Source organism: Porphyrobacter sp. THAI-01a (genome assembly GCF_056868655.1).
Genome location: NZ_CP180579.1, coordinates 706,843 through 720,769, shown reverse-complemented (window position 1 = coordinate 720,769; position 13,927 = coordinate 706,843). Strand labels below are relative to the sequence as shown.

The 13,927-nt window shown below is 60.0% G+C and carries 15 protein-coding genes and 1 pseudogene; 6 read left to right on the top strand and 10 right to left on the bottom strand.

From position 1 onward, the window contains the following. Positions 1 to 97 precede the first annotated feature (97 nt). Together ACMX37_RS03515 and ACMX37_RS03510 are read right to left on the bottom strand one after the other, a co-directional pair. Positions 98 to 1,195: a tyrosine-type recombinase/integrase gene (locus ACMX37_RS03515; protein ID WP_483147543.1), complete on the bottom strand. Its 1,098-nt coding sequence runs from the start codon at positions 1,193 to 1,195 to the stop codon at positions 98 to 100. Between the two features lie 193 nt (positions 1,196 to 1,388). Then, positions 1,389 to 1,610 carry a hypothetical protein gene (locus ACMX37_RS03510; protein ID WP_483147542.1) on the bottom strand — a complete coding sequence of 74 codons (222 nt, stop codon included), beginning with the start codon at positions 1,608 to 1,610 and terminating at the stop codon, positions 1,389 to 1,391. Between the two features lie 105 nt (positions 1,611 to 1,715). Here ACMX37_RS03510 and ACMX37_RS03505 point away from each other — a divergent pair, with 105 nt between their 5' ends. From ACMX37_RS03505 to ACMX37_RS03490, 4 genes are all read left to right on the top strand, one after another. Then, the gene (locus ACMX37_RS03505; protein ID WP_066526817.1) at positions 1,716 to 2,120 is read left to right on the top strand and encodes a helix-turn-helix domain-containing protein; all 405 of its coding nucleotides are present in this window, start codon (positions 1,716 to 1,718) and stop codon (positions 2,118 to 2,120) included. Then, positions 2,113 to 2,577 (top strand): hypothetical protein, encoded by a 465-nt coding sequence (locus ACMX37_RS03500; protein WP_141458246.1) that lies wholly within the window; start codon positions 2,113 to 2,115, stop codon positions 2,575 to 2,577. Before ACMX37_RS03505 ends, ACMX37_RS03500 begins: the two co-directional genes overlap by 8 nt. A gap of 136 nt (positions 2,578 to 2,713) precedes the next feature. After that, positions 2,714 to 3,037, top strand: a complete 324-nt coding sequence (locus ACMX37_RS03495; protein WP_066526814.1) for a helix-turn-helix domain-containing protein — start codon at positions 2,714 to 2,716, stop codon at positions 3,035 to 3,037. Then, a complete protein-coding gene (locus tag ACMX37_RS03490; RefSeq protein ID WP_483147541.1) occupies positions 3,034 to 4,296 on the top strand; it encodes a type II toxin-antitoxin system HipA family toxin in 1,263 nt (420 codons plus the stop codon). Before ACMX37_RS03495 ends, ACMX37_RS03490 begins: the two co-directional genes overlap by 4 nt. Before the next feature lie 195 nt (positions 4,297 to 4,491). Here ACMX37_RS03490 and ACMX37_RS03485 read toward each other — a convergent pair whose 3' ends face one another. Both ACMX37_RS03485 and ACMX37_RS03480 read right to left on the bottom strand, forming a co-directional pair. Continuing rightward, positions 4,492 to 4,641 carry a hypothetical protein gene (locus ACMX37_RS03485; protein WP_483147540.1) on the bottom strand — a complete coding sequence of 50 codons (150 nt, stop codon included), beginning with the start codon at positions 4,639 to 4,641 and terminating at the stop codon, positions 4,492 to 4,494. A 113-nt stretch (positions 4,642 to 4,754) separates the two neighbouring features. Further along, positions 4,755 to 5,158 (bottom strand): annotated as a pseudogene (locus tag ACMX37_RS03480) (IS21 family transposase); the annotation flags it as partial. 198 nt (positions 5,159 to 5,356) lie between these two features. On the opposite strand from ACMX37_RS03480, the gene ACMX37_RS03475 reads away from it, so the two are divergent. Beyond that, the gene (locus ACMX37_RS03475; RefSeq protein ID WP_483147539.1) at positions 5,357 to 6,226 is read left to right on the top strand and encodes an alpha/beta fold hydrolase; all 870 of its coding nucleotides are present in this window, start codon (positions 5,357 to 5,359) and stop codon (positions 6,224 to 6,226) included. A 33-nt stretch (positions 6,227 to 6,259) separates the two neighbouring features. Here the strand turns inward: ACMX37_RS03475 and ACMX37_RS03470 are convergent, their stop codons facing one another. From ACMX37_RS03470 to ACMX37_RS03460, 3 genes are read right to left on the bottom strand one after another with little or no spacing between them, the layout of a single operon-like run. Next, positions 6,260 to 7,714, bottom strand: coding sequence for an efflux transporter outer membrane subunit (locus tag ACMX37_RS03470; protein WP_483147538.1), 1,455 nt, complete (start codon positions 7,712 to 7,714; stop codon positions 6,260 to 6,262). A 7-nt stretch (positions 7,715 to 7,721) separates the two neighbouring features. Further along, the gene (locus tag ACMX37_RS03465) at positions 7,722 to 9,281 is read right to left on the bottom strand and encodes a DHA2 family efflux MFS transporter permease subunit (RefSeq protein WP_483147537.1); all 1,560 of its coding nucleotides are present in this window, start codon (positions 9,279 to 9,281) and stop codon (positions 7,722 to 7,724) included. A gap of 6 nt (positions 9,282 to 9,287) precedes the next feature. Further along, the gene (locus ACMX37_RS03460; protein WP_483147536.1) at positions 9,288 to 10,472 is read right to left on the bottom strand and encodes an HlyD family secretion protein; all 1,185 of its coding nucleotides are present in this window, start codon (positions 10,470 to 10,472) and stop codon (positions 9,288 to 9,290) included. A gap of 604 nt (positions 10,473 to 11,076) precedes the next feature. Here ACMX37_RS03460 and ACMX37_RS03455 point away from each other — a divergent pair. Beyond that, positions 11,077 to 11,562 carry a MarR family winged helix-turn-helix transcriptional regulator gene (locus tag ACMX37_RS03455; RefSeq protein ID WP_483147535.1) on the top strand — a complete coding sequence of 162 codons (486 nt, stop codon included), beginning with the start codon at positions 11,077 to 11,079 and terminating at the stop codon, positions 11,560 to 11,562. A 192-nt stretch (positions 11,563 to 11,754) separates the two neighbouring features. Here ACMX37_RS03455 and ACMX37_RS03450 read toward each other — a convergent pair whose 3' ends face one another. From ACMX37_RS03450 to ACMX37_RS03440, 3 genes are read right to left on the bottom strand one after another with little or no spacing between them, the layout of a single operon-like run. After that, positions 11,755 to 13,191, bottom strand: coding sequence for an efflux transporter outer membrane subunit (locus ACMX37_RS03450; RefSeq protein ID WP_483147534.1), 1,437 nt, complete (start codon positions 13,189 to 13,191; stop codon positions 11,755 to 11,757). Then, entirely contained in the window at positions 13,191 to 13,409 is a 219-nt protein-coding gene (locus ACMX37_RS03445) for an efflux RND transporter permease subunit (RefSeq protein WP_483147533.1), read from the bottom strand. The genes ACMX37_RS03450 and ACMX37_RS03445 overlap by 1 nt, the downstream gene beginning before the upstream one ends. Continuing rightward, positions 13,406 to 13,924, bottom strand: a complete 519-nt coding sequence (locus ACMX37_RS03440) for an efflux RND transporter permease subunit (RefSeq protein ID WP_483147532.1) — start codon at positions 13,922 to 13,924, stop codon at positions 13,406 to 13,408. Before ACMX37_RS03440 ends, ACMX37_RS03445 begins: the two co-directional genes overlap by 4 nt. Positions 13,925 to 13,927: the final 3 nt, after the last annotated feature.

Sequence of the window (13,927 nt, the reverse complement as noted above, 5' to 3'; positions counted from 1 at the left end):
TTATGGATGGCCATTTTTCTCACTTGCAGGTTTTGACCCCGTTTCACCCCCGAAATGGGCCGGAATCGATCTCCGCTCGTACAAAACCCGTACAGCATCAGAGCTCCTTTCTCAGCTTGAGCCGCGTCTTTCGCTCGGCCTTCAACAGGCCCCGACGCAGGGCCTGATTGATCTTTATCTCCGCATCTTCGGCATGCGTGTAGGTGTTGCGCATCAGGTTGAGGTCGGACCAACCGCCGAACGCGCCAGCAGCCTTCTCGTCGACTCTTTCGCGGACATTCATTTCCTGACCGAAGCCATGGCGGCCCGCGGGATGGAACGGGATTTGCTCGATACCGGCATCTTCGCAGGCCTTGTTCCAGAGCTTTCGCGGTCCGCCACGGTCTGCATAGCCGAATAGCCGCAGGTTCTCCGGCTTGCGCGGCCAGTCGCGAGGATAGACCTCGGGCAAGGCCGTCAGCTCGGCTAGGATTTCGTCGGGCACCCGCAGCCATCGATCCCCATGCCCCTTGGCGCCGGGGATGCAGATCATGCCCTTCGCCTTGTTGATGTGCTTGTGGGGATGCATCGAGACTGCCTGACTGATCCGGGCACCAGTGACGAACATGAGCAGCGCCAGCGCACCCAAACGAGGAGGCGCATGTTCCCGGAACTTGAGCAGCCATTCCCAGCTGCCTGGCGGATACTTCTTCCGCCCGGTGCTTTTGCGCTTGTTATCCTGCGCGACCTTTTCTTTCTGGGTATAGCCCCTGACTCGAAAGGCGATTCCGCTTTCGCTGTCATTGATGTTGTTGAGTACTGCCCTGACCGGCGTCACCACCTGACGGGTCCAGGTGTCTGTGGAGCAATTCGGATAGAGCTTCGGGCCTAGCTCACGGACCAGTTTGGGGCTGATTTCCTGGATGGGGATCGCGCCGATCTCCAAGGTTATCGGGACGAGGTAAGCGGCTTCCTTCGGCTTGGCATCATACTTCAGAACAGCATCGGCGAACGTGATGGTCTTTTCTTCCGGATCCTCACCTAGAAGGTGGATGCGGATGGCGCTTTGCTCTTCCTTCCGACACCAGTCCCAAGCGCCTTGTTCCTCAGATGCGCCAGTGCTGCATCGGTAGTATTCGGTGATCGGCGCGCCGTTGTATTCGACCCGACCGCGCGCCCACCAGACCGCGCCGCGGGGATAAGGTTCGAGGGGCATTTCTTCTGGCTTTCGATAATAAGGTCGAGCTGCTCAGGGGTGATGAGCATGACCCGGCCCACTTTGTGGCAAGCACCCCACCGGTGCGCTAACTCCCGCAAGGTTCGTGGCGAAAGCACGATGCCATTCTCGGCAAGCAGTGCGGACCAAGCCTCGGGCGTCTTTGCTCGGTCGAGGATGGGTGTGAGGCTGGTCACAGCAAAGCTCCCTTCGATATGGGCGACGGCTGCGAACCAAATTTGAGATCTGGCTCAACCATGTTGGCCTGAACGAACTCATCTACGGCATTGGCTGGAAGAAGGAGTAAGCCATCAAGTTTCACGTGGCGAAGCCGACGTGCTGCCACGAGGCGGCGGATCCGGCCCTCCGGCCAGCCAGAATGCCGCGCGATTTCTCGGATGGTCATCATTTGCATATCAGCAAATCCTCCGTATTCTGCGTGTTCATCCGCCAATGGCGAGTCATTATGCAGATGCGACAATAATATGCATTTCGTGATAATCCGCAAGCCTGTTCGTGTATGACAACGATCGGACAACGATTCTTCGATGTGCGCCGCGCAAAAAAGGCGACGCAAATCGAGTTCGCCAGCAAGCTAGGGCTCTCACAGTCGGCTCTCGTGGCTTACGAACGAGGTGACCGCGACCCGCCCGCTGCTGCCATTGCAAAGATCTGCCAAGAGTATCGAGTTGACCCTACTTGGCTGCTATCCGGCACAGGCATCATGTTTCGCGACAACCTGCTGCAGATGTTCGAACAAGCGATCCGCCTCGCGAAGGATTTCAACCTCAGGTATGAGGTAAACCCAAGCAGCGAGAACGAGATCAACCTTGCGAAATTGTTCTTTCAATATTTGATCGAGAACGGCACAATTTCGGACGATATGGCAGACGTGCTGACCAGAAGGATGGCAGCCAATGAATGACAATGATGTGTTTGGCGCTGCAGAACGAAACCTGCATTCCTTCTTCGCCGATCGATACCCTGATCGCGCCGCCACCCAACGGACCATAGTTCGCCAATCCATACTGCAAAGAGCACGACGCGAACATTTGAGGCTCGTTTTGCAAAGCTATATGTCTCTGATGAAATGGCTAAAGCCCATCACGCTGGCTCTGATTTTTTTCGCATCGGCAGCATATTTCCTACGGGTGTCATCGCTAGGCTTATCAGCGGCCCTGCCAGAGCCGCACGAAGCTATGATTTTATTCCTCTTTTGCGTCCTCCTCACTCTGGAGAAGATGATTGGACGGCCAGTCTTGCGTGGAAATGCATGGAACTGGCGGGACGGATGGCGCCTGAAGCTGAGCCCAGCGTTTAAACGGATGTACCGCGCGAGTCATACCTCAATACTACATCGCCGAAGAGCAGGAACGCATTGAGCGTTCACGGTGAAGCGGCTTGTGACGGTGCCACGTCATCAGCGCGAAGTTTGAACCAGAGTCTCGCGCACGAATTAAGAGGCCAAATACGGCCCATAAAATTGACAATTGGATTCTAGAGGGCCATATATGGCCCATGCTATTCATCCTCCAAGATCAGCTGACGCACCTCGGTAAGCGGATCAAGGCTCGCCGCCTGGCTCTCGATCTTACCCAGCAAGCGGCAGCCGCCAAAGCAGGCGTGGCCCACAGAACATGGCGACGGATGGAGACCGAAGGCAGGGCGTCCATCGAAGACCTTGTTCGCGCTGCCATTGCACTGCGCTGCGATGAGGGCATTGTCGCGCTGTTTCCACAAGTTCCGGCGACCAGCATGGATGAACTGCTTGCACAGCAGCGTCAGGCAGCCAAGCGGCAGCGCCAGCGTGCCAGCGGGCGCTCAAGCGGAATTGGGTCATGAAGCTGGCTCCGGGAACGCCTTTGGCGGTTGGACTGCTGACCGACGAGACTGCAGCGCCGCGTTCTGTCGGCAGGCTGGCGATGGCCAGCGGATTGGCTCAGCTCGAATGGTCGGCAGAGATCATCGCTGCGCGTCTTCCAATCTCTCCGCTTAACTATCCAGCTGAGTTCGGCCTGCACCCTGCCCGCAGCCGAATATTCGAAGGCCTCCACGGTTTCCTGTCGGACTGCCTGCCCGATGCATGGGGCCTGTTGTTGCTGAGGCGTCGCGTCCAGCAGTTGGGACATCGTTTTGAAGACCTCAATGCGGTGGACCGGCTTGCTCTGGTCGGCGCGAGAGGCCGCGGCGCCCTTGTCTTCCAGCCTCAAACGCTGTCGGACGAAGCAGCTGATAGCATCGACCTTGACTTTCTGGCCGATGAAGCCCGCCATGTGCTTCTGGGCGAGGCGTCAGAATTGGACGATCTGCTAGCACGTCTCGGCGGCGGTTCTGGCGGCGCGCGGCCGAAGGTTCACGTGGCGATCGGCGCGGATGGCAGCCTGTGTGCCGGAGACGAACTGAGTAACGCCACTGGCGGAAGAGCCGGTCAGCAATGGATCGTCAAATTTGCCGCAACCATTGACCCCGTGGATATTGGGCCGGTGGAAGAGGCCTATGCCCGCATGGCGCGCGCCGCGCAGATCGACATGGCGGAAACGCGGCTTATCCCCTCGAAGACCCGACCGGGCCATTTCGCAACCAGACGTTTCGATCGGCCGACTCCGGGAAAGCGGCTGCATATGGTCAGCCTCGGCGGAGCCCTCGAAGCGTCCTCACATATGCCGAGCGTCGATTACGACGGCTTCCTCAAGGCGACATTGGCCATTACCCATAGCATGGCAGACGTGGAACAGGCCTTCCGCCGCATGGTCTTCAACGTGCTGGCGCGAAATCGCGACGATCATGTCCGCCAACATGCCTACCTCATGGATGCTCGTGGCAATTGGCGGCTTGCACCCGCTTTCGACCTCACGTTCTCGAATGGACCTGGCGGCGAGCATTACATGGCCGTTCTGGGCGAAGGCCGCAATATCACGCGCGAGCATGTCGAGAAGCTTGGGAAGACCCACGGGATCCCCGCCAAACGTGTAACCGCCGCTATCGACGAGGTTCGGGCGGCCCTCGCGGATTGGCCCGCCCATGCGCGTGATACGGGTGTAAGTGCGTCCAAGGAACCGGTAACAGAAGGCTTGGCCTCTGTGGCGCAGCAGTTTGGCTAGCCAAGCGCGGCACAATAGTCATACTATGGCGTTATTGCCTGTTCTGCACTTCGACCCGACACCACGCCCCGCAGCCCGACGGATGCTCGTTTGTATTGAGAATGCAGATGGCAGCTTGAGACAATGACCGGGAGGAGCCTGGGCGTCGTGTTGGACCATATCGAGACGAAGTTTTCCAATACAAAATTCTGATATTTAACGATAATCATCGATCCCGATGAGATAATAAACATTATGTAAAATTTGTACCAGCGCGGAGGCCGTCCCCCGCGCAATCATGAACCATTCGACGATCAGGAACATCCCGCCGAAAATCAGTATCCATAGCAGCGTCATCTTCGCCACCTCGCCAACCCCCAACTGGTGCGACCTGAGGCTGAGGCCTAGCGAAGTGTTGCGTCTGATCGAGGCCTGCAGCTCACACGCTCGCCAGTGATTACGGCCCAGTTTTCGTTCTAGTCTAACTGGAATGCCTCCCCTGGCGCAAAGACCAGTGGCACAGAGGTCCCACGCACGATGGTTTGCCGCTCATATTGCCGCTACGCCTTTCACGCTCGCGCAAAAGCGGCAGCCCAGCCTTAGGAAACGTCAAATTCCACCGCCACCAGATCGGCGTGCGACTGCTTCAAGTGCGCCCCTGCTTGCGCGACTTGCCTGCCTGGATTCGCAGCCAATGCGAGAGCTTCTCGGCAAACGGGTCCAGCTTGCTGGCAAGCTCGGGAACCCGAAACTGCGGCTCCCCTGAACTGCTGGGAAGATACTTGCAGATCGTGTTCCGCGACAAGCCAGTGCGCCGCGCGATCTCCCGGATCTGCATCCGATCTCGCAGATGCCAACGACGGATTACACTTAGTGGCGCCATCTCGATCACTCCTGTCTCCCTCGCTGCTCGCAGCAAGGGACGGGTCAAGACACGGGTCAAATCTCAACGGAAAGCTAAAGTCAGGCCTCAGGTGGACGCTTATGGGCAATGCGATCTACCATCTCCTGCCTTGTGATATAGTAAAGGTCTTTACCATACGAAATCTTGTCTTATGCTGGCGGTATGTCGAACTCATCCATGATCCTGTCCGGCCATTGCGGCCATCTCATTGCCGCGCTGACCGAGGGGCCCGAGAGCGGTATGCCGGTTTTGCTGGCGCACGGCGGCGGGCAGACCAAGCGGGCGTGGAAGCGGGTTACTGCAATGCTGGCGGCGACCGGGTTTCGCACCATCGCGCTCGACCTGCGCGGGCATGGGGAAAGCGCCTGGGCGGCGGACGGGGCCTATGACATTCTGGATTTCGCGCAGGATCTCGTGGCCATTGCCGGAGCGCTTGATCAAGCCCCCGCCCTGATCGGCGCCTCGCTAGGGGGCCTTGCAGGAATCATGGCCGAAGGCCGCGTCGCACCCGGCAGCTTTGCCTCGCTCACTCTGGTGGACATCACGCCGAAAATGGAGGCTGGCGGGGTTGCGCGTGTGGTCGGCTTCATGGCCGCTCATGCCCGCGAAGGCTTTGCCTCGCCCGACGATGCAGCGCGGGTGATCGCAGAATACCTGCCCCATCGCCCGAGCCGCAAGGCATCCTCCGGGCTTGCCCATTATCTGCGCCGGCGGGACGACGGGCGCTATTACTGGCACTGGGACCCGGCCTTTATCGATGGTGTCATGCGGCGCCATGCCGAAGGCGGCGATGACAGCGATTTCGGGCACAGCGCACTGGGCGAAGCAGCCGCGCGGCTGGCGCTTCCGGTTCATCTCATCCGCGGCGGATCGAGCGATCTCGTCTCGCCCGAAGCGGCAGCGCATTTCCTCGCGCTGGTGCCGAACGCTGCCTACAGCGATATTGCCGATGCAACGCACATGGTGGTGGGCGATCAAAACGATGCCTTTGGCGATGCAATCGTCGATTTCCTGATGCGCACCCACCGCGGGGACATTGCAGCATAGGCCCGCCGGGCAGCTCTGGGCTGCACAGCCCTTTCATCCAGGCGGCGGCAGCTCTTCCCAGCCAAGGCCAAGCGACTTTTGCACCGCAATCCAGCTGGTGGTCAGCCCTGCTAGCGCCCTGTTAAGGTCAGCCTGAGACTGATCGCGCTGCCTCAGTGAGGCGTTGAGTTCGGTGCGCGAGATTACTCCTGCGCCATGGCGCTGGATATTGAGATCGGCAGCGGTATCGGCCTGACGCTTGATCTGCGCGAGCGCTGCCACATAGGCGCGGTTCTGGCCGAAACGGGCCAGCGCTTGCTCGGCATCCTGCAAGGCTCCGAGCACGATCTCGCGGTAGCGCGCCTCGGCCTCGTCGCGGGTGCCTCTGGCTTCGTCGATGGCGGCAGCGGTGCGCCCGAAGTCGAGCAGGTTCCATTGCAAGCGCGGCACCGCCAGCGCGGCAAGATTGTCGGGGTCGAGAACATCGCCCGGTTCCGAACCGCCAAGACCCAGAACGCCGAGGAAGGAAATCTTGGGGAAGCGCCGGGCTTCGGCCACTCCGATGCGAGCGGTGGCGGCGGCAAGATTGCGCTCGGCGGCGCGGATATCGGGGCGGCGCGCGATCAGCGCAGCCGGATCGCCCACCTCGACCCGCTCCGGCGGCAGCGGGATAGGGCCGCCCTGAACGAGCATATCATCGAGCGCGCCGGGAGCCTCTCCGACCAGCACCGCCAGCGTATCGCGAAACACCGCACTATCGGCGCGCGCCTCGGCAATCCGCGCCTTGAGCAGTTCGAGCTCGGCATTGGCATTGCCGACCGGGAACAGCGCCAGTGCGCCCTGGGTGTAACGCGCATAGGTCAGCTCCAGCGTCTGCTGCTGCAGATCGCGCTCGCTTTCGAGCAGCGCCAGCCGGGACTGGGCTTCGCGCAGGGCGACATAGGCGCGGGCGACTTCGGCGGCGAGTTGCACCAGCGCATCCTCGCCCGTTGCCACCGCTGCCGCAGCCTGCGCATTGGCCGCCTCGCTGCGCCGCACCTGCTCGCCAGCGAAATCAAGCTCCCAGTTGGCGATCGCACCGAGGTTGTAGAAGCTGAGGCGGTCATCTCCGCCACCGCCACTGCCACCGCCTGCCGCGCCGGATGATGGGCCTTGCAGATTGAGATCAGGCAGGCGCCCCTGCGCCACGGTTGCGTCGGCCCCGAGCGTGGGGAAGCGATTGGCTTGCTCCGCCCGCACCCTCGCGCGCGCCTGCTCGATCCGTGCGCGCGCCGCCGCGATGCCCGGATTGCCGCCAAGCGCGCGTGCCTCAAGCTGATCGAGCACCGGATCGCCCAGCAGCTTCCACCACTGGCTCGCCCGCGGCGCGGCGGTATCGACCTCATCGCCCGCACGCTGGAATTGCCCGGGAAGTGCGCGTGCCGCTTGCGGCGGCCCGGCATAATCCGGCCCGGCTACGCAGCCGGTCACAAGCACCAGAGGAAGGGTTAGAAGAAGGGGGTTTTTCATTGCGGTCTCAGTGCATGGAAAGCGATGCATTCTTGGGCAAGGGCCTCAGGAACAGAACCAGCGGCACTGTCGCCAGCGTGATCACGCCCATGGCGAAAAACACATCATTATAGGTCATCACCAAAGCGTCGCGCTGGAGCATTCCGGCAAAACTTTCGAGCGCAGCTTGGGCATTGCCCATCATGGCGCCCATGCCATCGAGGTAGTCTTGAACCTGTGGGTTGTTCGCGCTGACCGCTTCTTCCATGCGGCGACTATGGTGCCACATGCGCTGATCCTGAAAGGATGCAAGCCCTGCCAGCGCGAAGGAGCCGCCGAGATTGCGTGCGGCGTTGAAGATGCCCGAGGCATCACCGGCGTCTTCCTTGGCGACAGACGCAACCGTTGCCTGATTGAGGAACATCATGGTGAGGATCATGCCGATGCCGCGCAGGAACTGGCTTTCGGTAAAGACCCCGCCGCCAGACTCGGCCGTCAGGCTGACGCTGACAAAGCAGCTTGCCGCCATGATCAGCATTCCAGCCCCCACCGCGATGCGGATGTCGATTTTGCTGATCATTAGAGGCAGCACAGGCATCATCAAGAACGCTGGGACGCCCATCCAGAAAATGACCTGCCCAGTCTGCAAAGCATTGTAATCGGAAATGATCGCCAGGAACTGCGGGATGACATAGGTCGATCCATACATCACCATCCCCAGCGCAAGAGCCATCACGATGACGCTCGCAAACTGGCGGCCCAGCATCAGCCGCAGCTTGAGCACCGGCTTGCTCGCGTAAAGCTGGCCATATGCAAGCAGCAGGAACCCGATGATCGTGACAATCGTGAGCTGGATGATGAGTGGGGATTCAAACCATTCTTCGCGGTGGCCTTCTTCAAGCACGACGGTGAGGCCGCCGAGCCCCAGAATCATGCCCACAATCCCAGCCCAGTCCGCCTCTCGCAGATATTCCCAGTTGGGCTGTTCATGCGGCAGGCCGATGAACAGCAGGCCGAGCAGAAGCGCACACACCGGCACATTGACGAAAAAGGCGTAGTGCCAGCTCAGGTTCTCGGTCAGCCAGCCGCCCACCAGCGGGCCCATCACCGGCCCGAGAATAACTGTCATCCCGAACAGCGCCATGCCGATCGGCTGCTGCGATGGCGGCAGGCGCTTGGCCACAATGGTCATGGCGGTTGGAATTAGCGCGCCGCCCATGAAACCCTGCCCGGCGCGGCCGATGATCATCGTCGTCAGATCAGTGGCGATCCCGCACAGCACCGAAAAGGCGGTGAAGGCCGTGACCGCGACGATCAGCAGGGTGCGCAGCCCAAGCAAGCGTTCCAACCAGGCGCTCAGCGGAATGATGATGATTTCGGCGACTAGAAAGGAGGTGGCAATCCACGTCCCTTCCGTGCCGCTCGCGCCAATTTCACCCTGAATGGTCGGCAGCGCGGAATTGACGATCGAAATATCCAGCGTCGCCAGCAAGGCGCCAAGCGATCCCGCCGCCACCGCCAGCCAGGCGGTCAGATCGGCGCGCTCGACCTGTGGTGCAGCCGGCTCGCCCAGAAGTGCCGCATCCATCGACCGTTACCTCTCGGCAGGCGCGCGAACCGCCGCAAGTTCATCCTTTGCGGAGCGGGTATCGACTGTTGCCACCACCGACATCCCCGCAACCAGCAGACGCTTGACTTCCGGGCCTGCCTCGATCGCGATCCGCACCGGCACGCGCTGCACGATCTTGGTGAAGTTGCCGGTCGCATTCTGCGGCGGCAGGATCGAGAATTCCGCGCCCGTGCCCGGAGCGATACTGTCCACGCGGCCTGCGATTTTCACGTCAGGCAGGGCATCAACCTTGAGCGTCACCGGCTGCCCGGGCCGCATCAGTGCGAGCTGGGTTTCTTTGAAGTTGGCGGTCACGTAAAGCTGATCGGTCGGCACGATGCTCATCAACCGCTGGCCGGGCTGGACGAACTGGCCGGGCCTGACAGTCAGATCGCCAATCCGCCCGGCGATGCTGGCGTTGATAGTGGTCGAATCAAGATTGAGGCGCGCGGCCTCCAACTGCGCGCGCGCGGCGTTCGCCTGCGCGGTGGACTGGCCGATCTGCTGACCGAGCGAGCCGAGCCGCCGTTCACTGGCAAGGACAGCGGCCCGCGCTGCGGCAACCTGCGCCTCAGCCTCGCGCGCCTGGGTCTGCAACTGTTCCAGCTTCTCGCGCGGTTCAGCCCCACTTTCAGCGAGCGGGCGATAGCGCGCAACCTGCTGTCTTGCCAGCTCGGCCTGCGCGCTCACAGCGGCGAGCTGCGCTCGCGCCTGCGCGATCGCAGCATCTTGTTCGCGCTGCTGAGCGCGCACCGTGTCACCGCCAGCGAGCAGGGCTGCAATCTCAGCTTCGATCTGCGAGGTCTGTGCCTGATAATCGCGAGCATCCAACTCAACCAGCGGCGCACCGATAGCCACCGCCTGATTTTCGCTGACCAGCACCTTTTCGACATAGCCTGCGATCTTTGGCGCAACGATCACGCTGTCAGCCGCGACATAAGCATTGTCGGTCGATTGCTGGAATTTGCCGAAGGTTTCGTGGTTGTAATACCAATAGCCGCCTCCCACCAGGATAGCGATGGCGGCCACAATGAGGCCGCGGCGCAGGCGCGGATTGGCAAGGCGGCCGGATTGCGCGGGTGCAGCTGGACGAGCGGGCGCCGCAGGCAAGGATGCCTCAACATCCGTCTTAGACCCTGCAAAACTTACATTATCGGCATGGCCGGCCATTATTTCGAGCGCTCCTGCGGTAACAGCCCCCCTTTGCTGCCGCCGTATAATACGAGAGGAAAATAGGAAAGTCCTTTATCAAAAATTTGTCGAAGGTGCTTCCCCCATCTTTGGACTGAGCAGACAATCAGCGTCACGCTCGATGGCATCTCCACCGATGATGATGGTTCGTTGTTCCTGATGGACGAGATTAGCTGCGGGGCGCGGAAGGCCTGCGACGATCACGCTCAGCCGCTGGGGCTCTGCGTCACCAAACCCGTTCGACGTATCCTGCGACCTTAGGAGATACAATGACGCTTTCTGCCTGGATATAGGCGTTGTCGGTGGAATGCGGGTGTTGGCCAAAAGTCCGGTGGCGGCAGAACCAATAGGCTCCGCCAATCAAGATGAGGAAAGCAGCGATGATCACGGCCCTCCGCTGTCGCGGATTCGAGCCCCTTCTGGCTCTCATGCGAGGCACCCGGCGGTCGTGCGCTTGAATTCGTTATTTGATCAGTCAGTGCTGTTGCAAATTCCGTGCTACGCGAACCGTTGAATTACTGTATAACCATCAACCCAAGATGCAAAAGCCCTCTAGTAAACTGCGGCGATGTGGAAGCCCAAAATGACCGATCAAACAGCCACGGCCCCATTGGAACGTATCTTCAACGACAACGATCATATGCTATTCGTGATGGATGAAATCAGCCGTGCGGCCCGAAAAGCTTTTGATGAGCGCGTGGAGGGGATGGGGCTCAATCGAACCCAGTGGCGTGTGCTGGCTCAGCTCATCCGAGAGCCAACATTGAACCAATCCGAGATTGCCAAAAAGCTCGATCTTGAACCTGCAACAATTGGATTGGCCGTTAATGCATTGTCAGACCAAGGGTTCGTAGAAAAGCAGCGGGATCCGAATGACGGCCGGGCTTGGTCCTTGGCATTAACTTCAAGGGTTGCGAAAATCCTTCCGGACCTCAGGCGTGCTGCTGACAGTGTGCACGCAGCATTGTGGTTCGGCATTACCGCCGATCAAAAAGCCGCGCTCAAAGTAGTTCTTGAGCATCTCAGCGCCAATGCGCGCTCCCAAGCGATTGAATTCGAGCATCGCTGAGGATTGGGCAAGCGATGTATGCCTCCCAAAAAAAAGGGCGGCACGCAGGCCGCCCAAAGGTGTGGAGAGAGGAAAGGAAACCGACACACTCGGTGCTTCCTTCCTCCTCTTCTGATGGTAGCACATTGCCGCAGATAGTAAATGCCTTTAGCTCTCTCACTCAGAATTGTCGGCCGCGAACGGCGTCGCAAGTCAGCTAGCAGCTCCATTTCCGACCGCTCCTCCACCAAGCGCGACGAAAAGCGTGGCACGATTTTGAAGCCACGCCCGACGCGTGGCGAGGAGTTGCTGCTCAGCGCTGAAGAGATTGCGCTCCGCATCGAGCACTTCGAGATAATCAGCGACTCCTTCCCGATACCGCGCTCGGGCAACCTTAGCGATCTCAGTTTGCGCGACAATGGCCCGCTCTAATGTGTCGATCTGCTCGGCCAAATATCTTCGACCGGCCAAGGCATCGGATACTTCGCGGAAGGCCTGCTGCACGGTACGATCGTAAACAGCGACTTGCTCAACTTCCAAGGCCCTGGCCAGATCAAGATTTGCCTCTCGCGCACCGAAATCGAATATGGGTAGCGAGATGCTTGGGCCAAAACTCCACCCTAAACCATCTTCGTTGAACAGGTTGCCAAGACTCGTGGATGTCAGGCCGGCAGATCCAGTGAGCGAGATCGAAGGAAAGAATGCAGCACGCGCCGCACCGATATCCGCGCGTGCGGCTCGTAGTTGCTCTTCCGCAGCGATAATGTCGGGGCGGGCCAACAAAAGCTCGGAAGGCAGCCCTGCGGCAAGCCGACGCCCGTCGGCCTGTTGTGCCAGCGTGAGACCACCCGGGAGCTTCTCTGGCATCGTCCCGCCGACGAGCACAGCGAGTTGATTGCGAAGTTGCGCCAGCGATAGTTTCTCGCTCGCAAGCTGTTGTTCCGCTTGCGTGAGCAGCGTCTCAGCTTGGCGATATGGCAGAGCAGATGTCACGCCCGCCTGAAGCCTAAGCTTCGCAATCCTCAGCCCTTCGCGACGTGATCGAGCGGTGGCCTCGGCTAGGACGATTTGTTCCTCGGTTTCTACGATCTCGAAGTAAGTAGTCGCCGTATCCGCCACAAGAGAGAGGTAGAATGCACGTTGGTTCGCCACTTCGGCCAGATATCGGGCACGGGCTGCTTCGCTCTGATTGCGCACACGCCCCCAAAAATCGAGCTCAAACGCGCTAATGCCCACCCCGATATCAAATCGGTTGAAAGTGAAAGAAGTTGGCGCGTTTCCGTCTCCGGCACCGAACACCGGATTTCCGGCGGTTGCCTGACGCGTCCGGTTGCCGCTGCCGGTCGCAACAAGGTTTGGCAGCCGGCGGCTTTCGTCGATCCTGAATTGCGCCCGCGCCTGCTCTATCCGTGCGGTCGCGGCCAGCAGATCACGATTGTTTGCGAGGGCATTCGCGATCAAGGCTTGCAGCTTTGGATCGCCATACCAGTCACGATACGACAGCTGCGATGCTACCACTGCCCCATCGGGTCGGTATTCAGGATTGTAGGCTGACCCAGTCGCTAGCTCAGGCCGTACATGTTCCGGCGCCAAATTCACGCAACCGACAAGTGCAAAGGATACGATTGCCAGAATTGCGGTTCTCTTCATCAGTCCGACTCCTGCGGGTTCGGTGAACCAGATGTAACCACGTCGTTGACGGCGATCTTTTCACCTTTGGCTCCGGCTATGCTGCGGACCACTAGATAGAGGGCCGGGATTAGAAATATGCCGAGCACAGTGGCTGCAATCATACCCCCAAGCACGCCTGTACCGACGGCGACCCGGCTGGCTGCCCCCGCTCCGCTCGCGAGCACCAGTGGGATCATACCCCCTGCACCCTGCGAAGTTCGTCAATGATCTGGCTCGACGCGATGTTTCCGAGATCGGTACTGTTCAGCCCCTTGTCCCGCGATGTGAGCGCGACAATAAGCAGGAAACCCGCATTTGCTTGCCTAACTGTAATGCCCTGCCGCCGGACTTCCTCGGGCAAGCGAGCTTCGACCGTGCTGAGCCGATTCTGTACCTCGGTCTGAGCGATATCGATATCGGTCCCGGCCTCGAAGGTAAGCGTAATGCTCGCTGTACCATTCGATGCGCTGGACGAGGCCATGTAGAGAAAGCCCTCTACGCCGTTCAATTGCTGCTCGATGACCTGCGTGACGCTTTGTTCGATGGTTTGCGCGTCGGCACCGGGATATACTACGTTTATGGTCAGCGAAGGAGGAGCAACTTCCGGATACTGCTCTATAGGAAGAGCCCTGAGAGCGAGCACTCCCGCAAGCAGAATGCCAAGCGACACAACCCAGGCAAAGATGGGCCGGTCGATAAAAAAGCGCGCCATCGG